The following is a 5,076-nucleotide window of genomic DNA, read 5'->3' as shown; positions in this document are numbered from 1 at the left end:
GTTCTTCCTCGGTATCGCGGGTGTCGTCCGCAGCCGCAGGACCCGTTTCATCGGCACCGTCCTCGGCGCCGCGACCCTGATCGTCTCGGCCGGCATCTGGCTGACGATCTGACGCTGCGACAGCGCACGTCCCCTCATTCGAAAGGTTCCATCCGATGACCCGTTCCGCTCCACGCCGTCGTGCCGCCGTCGCCCTCGCCCTCGCGCTCGCCGGCGCGGTCGGTGCCGCTGGGTGCGGCGCCGAGGTCTCGGTCGGTGGCAAGACGCTCAACACCGGTGAGGCCGAGACGCAGATCGCGGCCGGCCTGACCGAGCAGCTCGGCGGCGACGTCAGCGTCTCGTGCCCGGAGGACGTCAAGGTCGAGAAGGGCGCGACGTTCGAGTGCGAGGCCACCGACCCGCAGAGCGGTGAGACGGCCACGGTCACCGTGGAGCAGAAGGACGACGAGGGCAACATCCGCTGGGAGGTGGCGCAGTGATGCGCGCGCGCCACACCACACGGTCGGGTGCCGGGCCGGTCGGCACGCTGCTCGTCGTCCTGGCGCTCGTGCTCGCCGGCTGCGGCGGGGGCGGGGACGACACGCCGAAGCTGTCCGAGCGTGCCAAGAGCGCGCCGGCGATCGGCGAGGGGACGCCGGTCAAGGTCCAGGCGAGCCTGCTCGGTGACGAGGGCGAGACGGCCAGCGCCGGAGACGCCGAGAGCTACGAGCCGTCCGGCGAGATCATCGCCGACAGCGGCTTCCGCCCGGAGGTCGACGGGTTCAGCTTCGAGAACTACGGCAACGACGTCGGGCCCGAGAACCTCACGACGGCCGAGGTCCAGTCGCTGTTCGGCGATCAGGTCTGCATCGGCGGGGACGGGGAGGACTGCCGTCTGATCCCGCCGGCCAAGCGCTGGATGGACAACCAGAACGAGGCGATGGGAGGGGGCCACTGCATGGGCTTCTCGGTCGCGGCCATCCGGATGTTCCAGGAGGTCCTCGACCCCGAGGACTTCGGCGACGACACCACCAGCGAGCTGGAGATCGTCGACAACGTCGACCTCCAGAAGTCCATCGCCGAGCACTGGGTCTACCAGGCGCTGCCGTTGATCCAGGAGAAGACGGTCGAGGGCACGCCCGACAAGATCGTCGACCGCCTCGTCGACACGCTCAACTCCGGCGAGGAGGACTACACGATCGGCATCTTCATGGCCGACGGGTCGGGCGGTCACGCGGTCACGCCGTTCGCGATCGAGGACAAGGGCGACGGCAAGGCCGCGATCCTCGTCTACGACAACAACTACCCCGGCATCACCCGGGCGATGGACGTCGACCTCGAGGAGAACAGCTGGCAGTACGTCGGCGGCACCAACCCGCAGAACCTCGGCGAGGTCTACCAGGGCAACGCCGACACGAAGAGCATGGTGCTGCTCCCGACCACGCCCGGCGAGGAGCAGCAGCCCTGTCCCTTCTGCCGCGGTGAGGCCGCCGAGGACGGCGAGGATCTCGGCAGCACGCTCCCGGACGCCAAGCAGTACTCGGAGATCACCCTCAACGGGGACGTCGCCAACCACCCGCACCTGATCCTGACCGACGACCAGGACCGGCAGACCGGCATCGTCGACGGCAAGCTCAAGCGGGAGATCCCCGGCGTGGAGATGGACCAGAGCTTCAGCGTTCGCAACTGGGAGGCCGGTCCCGAGCCGCGGTACCGCGTCCCGGCGGGCAAGGACATCGGCATCACGGTCGACGGCTCCAACCTGAAGAAGACCGCGACGGTGTCGCTGGACCTCGTCGGGGGCGGCCTGGTCGTCGCCGTGGACGAGATCCGCATCGCCCCCGGCCAGCAGGACAACGTGTACCTGGACGGCAAGGGTCGCGGCTTCTACTACGAGACGAACTCCAAGAAGGACGCCACACCGGAGTTCTACGCCGGCCTCGAGGACGGTGACGCGGCGTACACGTTCGCCGCGACGGCGGTCGGCCTCAAGCCCGGGTCCCCGATCGGCCTGCTGGTGGACCGCGAGTCGGGCACCGTCCTGCTGGACGCCGACGGCACGCACGGGTCCCTCGACGGGAAGGGCTACTTCGGCCTCCTGGTCGGGAAGGAGACGGCGACGCGCTCCTACATCTGGGGCACCGACGAGCTGGAGCTGGACGGCAAGCGGGGTGACGGCGTGTACTTCAACTACAAGCAGACGCCGAAGGCCGGCAAGTCGCTCGAGCTCGAGGTCGGTCCCGAGGACGGTCCGTTCAAGACGGTCAAGGCTCCGTACCAGCCCTGACCGGAGAGGACCGCTGGCGCGACGCGACGGTCAGAGCGCCGTCGCGTCGACCGCGGGGGCGTGGAGGTCCCCGAAGCGGTCCTCCGGGGTGCGGACGGCCAGGTAGCCGTCCCGCACCTCAGCCGCCGGGAGGGAGGTCGGGGTCACGTCGAGGTCGACCTCGACGCCGTCCGCGAGGGCGGCCTGCAGCGCCGGGAGCGCTGTCGCCACCCGCTCGGGGTCCAGCGTGAGCACGCCCCGCGCGGCGATCCGGCTGACCAGCAGGGTCCGCAGCGCCTCGATCGCGAGCCCTTCCTCGCCGGGCCCGGGGTCGGCGACCGCGACGTCGAAGCACCGCTGCAGCTCCAGGTGGGTCGTCGCACCCGCGAGGCTCGGGACGAAGCACGCACCGAGGGTGGGCCACGCGGCGAGCGCACGGCTCTGGGCGACCCAGTGATCGACGACCTCCAGCGGGTGGCAGTGCCCGGTGCGCGCGTGCAGGTGGTGCAGCACCACGTCCAGCGCGCCCTCGTGGCTCGGCGGCTCGGCGAGCTCGCCGCGTCGCACGGGCCCCAGCGCGCGGGCCGCCGCCTCGGCGGTCGCCAGTGCCTCCCGCCAGCGGTCGGGCGCGTGGTGGCCGAGCACCGCGTCGGGGTCGGCCGCCGCGGCCTCGATCAGCTCACGTAGCTCCTGGGCGGTGCGGGCCACCGGCCACAGCCCCGCGGCCGCGCCCGCGCTGCCGAGCAGGTCCGCCTCGACGGCGTCGGGCGCCCACGCCACCACGGGCAGGCCGGACTGCGCCGCCTCCACGGCGGCGGTCCCCGACGAGCACGGGTAGGACTCGACGAAGACGTCGCAGGCCGCCAGCACGTCGCTCACGTCCGGCACGACGCCGGCGGCGATCACCCGGCCGGCCGTCGCCTGGGCCGCCTGCGCCCACCGCCCCGTCGGCGAAGGGCCGACCGCCAGCAGCAGGGTGTGGGGGTCGGCGGCCACCAGGGGCTGCACCGCGTCGAGCAGGTGCCGGTCGCCGCCCTCGAACTTGTAGCTCGACCCGATGGTCAGCAGGACGCGAGCGTCCGGCGGGATCCCGATGCGTGCGCGCGCCTGCGCGCGACGCTCCGACGTGGTGCGCGCCACGTCGTCGAGGGGCAACGCGAGCGTCGCCGTGCGCGACCGCGGCAGACCGCGCCGGTCGACGGCGATGTCGGCCGCGACGGGGCGGTGGCCCACCACCACGTCGCACACGTCGCGCCCCAGCCAGAAGCAGTGGTCGGCGTGGTTGCAGAACAGGATCGGCGGACGGTCCGCGACGTCCGCCCAGGCGAGCGACGCGAGCGGGTCGTTGGGCTGCACGTGCAGGACGATGAGGTCGTGCCGTGCGCCGAGCGCCCGCAGCGCCTCGGCGGTGGCGAGGAGTCCGGCGTCGTACCCGGGGACGGCGTGCTCGACGCCGCCGCTGCGCTGCGCGGCCGCGACCAGCGGAGCGGGGGTGGGGCCCGCCGGACGCGCCACCACGAAGGAGTGCCGCCGGCCGGCGTCGCGCTCCATCCACCTCCAGGCCAGACGGGTGTGACCGCCGACATCCATGGCGTTGGAGAGCACGTGCAGGACGCCCTCCCCTCCCACCCACGGGACGTCGGGAAGGCTCCGCGCCGCACCCGCCAGCACGGCCTCGAGTCGCTCGCAGGCGAAGCGGCCGGGATGCCGCAGCGCCGCGACGCCCGCAGCGCTCTGGACCAGGACGGCGGCCACCCCGGGGCGACCCTCGTCCACGCACCGCCGCGCCGCGTCGGTCAGCGCGTCGAGGACGTCGGCGTGACGCTTCAGCTCAGCGGTGGCCGGCATGCGCGAGCACCGAGTGGACGACGGAGGCGACGACGTCCACGGAGGACGGCGGCAGCTGGGGACCGATCGGCAGCGACAGCACCTCGTTCGCGATGCGCTCGGCGATCGGGAACGGCCCGAGCCCGAGGTCCGCGTACGCGCCCGAGGCGTGGGGAGGGATCGGGTAGTGGATCTGGGTGCCGATGCCCCGCTCGGCCAGTCGCTCACGCAGGCCGTCCCGATCGTGCTCCGCGCGCACGACGTACAGGTGCCACACGTGATCCCGGGGGTCCTCCGGTGCTCCCGGCAGCGTCAGCGGCGCACCCTCGAGGGCATCGGCGTACCGCCGGGCCAGCGCACGACGCCGATCGTTCCACGCGTCCACGTGCGCGAGCTTGACCCGCAGCATCGCGGCCTGCACGGGATCCAGGCGGGAGTTCACGCCGCGCTCCTCGTTGCGGTAGCGCTCGCGCGATCCGTAGTTGCGCAGCACCCGGATCCGGGCGGCGATCGCCGCGTCGTCCGTCGTCACGGCGCCCGCGTCCCCCTGGGCCCCGAGGTTCTTGGACGGGTAGAACGAGAACGCGGCGACGTGCCCGGTCGAGCCCGCGCCGCGGGCGCCGTGCGCCTGGGCGGCGTCCTCGACCAGGGCCAGGCCGCGGCGGTCGCAGAGCGCCCGGAGCTCGCGGGCGAACGCCACCCGGCCGTAGAGGTGCACGCAGAGCACGGCCGCCGTGCGCGGGGTGAGCGCCGCCTCGACCGCGTCCGGCGTGATGGCGAAGGTCTCCTCGTCGGGTTCGACCGGGACCACCGTCGCGCCCACGGCGCTGACCGCCAGCCACGTCGCGATGTACGTGTTCGACGGGACGACGACCTCGTCCCCAGGGCCGATGTCCAGGGCCCGCAGCGCCAGCTCCAGGGCGTCCAGGCCGCTCGCGACGCCGACTGCGTGCGCGGTCCCGACCCAGGTGGCGAACTCCTGCTCGAACGCCTCGACCTCCGGG

Annotated in this window: 4 protein-coding genes; 2 read left to right on the top strand and 2 right to left on the bottom strand. The window is 73.1% G+C overall.

The annotated features are described in order from the left end of the window. The first annotated feature begins 155 nt into the window (after positions 1 to 155). A complete protein-coding gene (locus ABYE80_RS16910) occupies positions 156 to 479 on the top strand; it encodes a DUF4333 domain-containing protein (protein ID WP_372791478.1) in 324 nt (107 codons plus the stop codon). After that, positions 479 to 2,266 carry a hypothetical protein gene (locus ABYE80_RS16905; protein ID WP_372791477.1) on the top strand — a complete coding sequence of 596 codons (1,788 nt, stop codon included), beginning with the start codon at positions 479 to 481 and terminating at the stop codon, positions 2,264 to 2,266. The genes ABYE80_RS16910 and ABYE80_RS16905 overlap by 1 nt, the downstream gene beginning before the upstream one ends. 30 nt (positions 2,267 to 2,296) lie before the next feature. Here ABYE80_RS16905 and ABYE80_RS16900 read toward each other — a convergent pair whose 3' ends face one another. Both ABYE80_RS16900 and ABYE80_RS16895 read right to left on the bottom strand, forming a co-directional pair. Continuing rightward, complete coding sequence (locus ABYE80_RS16900; protein WP_372791476.1) at positions 2,297 to 4,093, bottom strand: glycosyltransferase; 1,797 nt, start codon at positions 4,091 to 4,093, stop codon at positions 2,297 to 2,299. After that, a partial coding sequence (locus ABYE80_RS16895; RefSeq protein WP_372791475.1) for a DegT/DnrJ/EryC1/StrS family aminotransferase occupies positions 4,077 to 5,076 on the bottom strand: 1,000 nt, incomplete at its 5' end. The genes ABYE80_RS16900 and ABYE80_RS16895, both read right to left, overlap by 17 nt.

The organism is Paraconexibacter sp., from assembly GCF_041602235.1.
GTDB lineage: Bacteria > Actinomycetota > Thermoleophilia > Solirubrobacterales > Solirubrobacteraceae > Paraconexibacter.
This window is presented reverse-complemented; position numbering and strand designations above follow the sequence as displayed.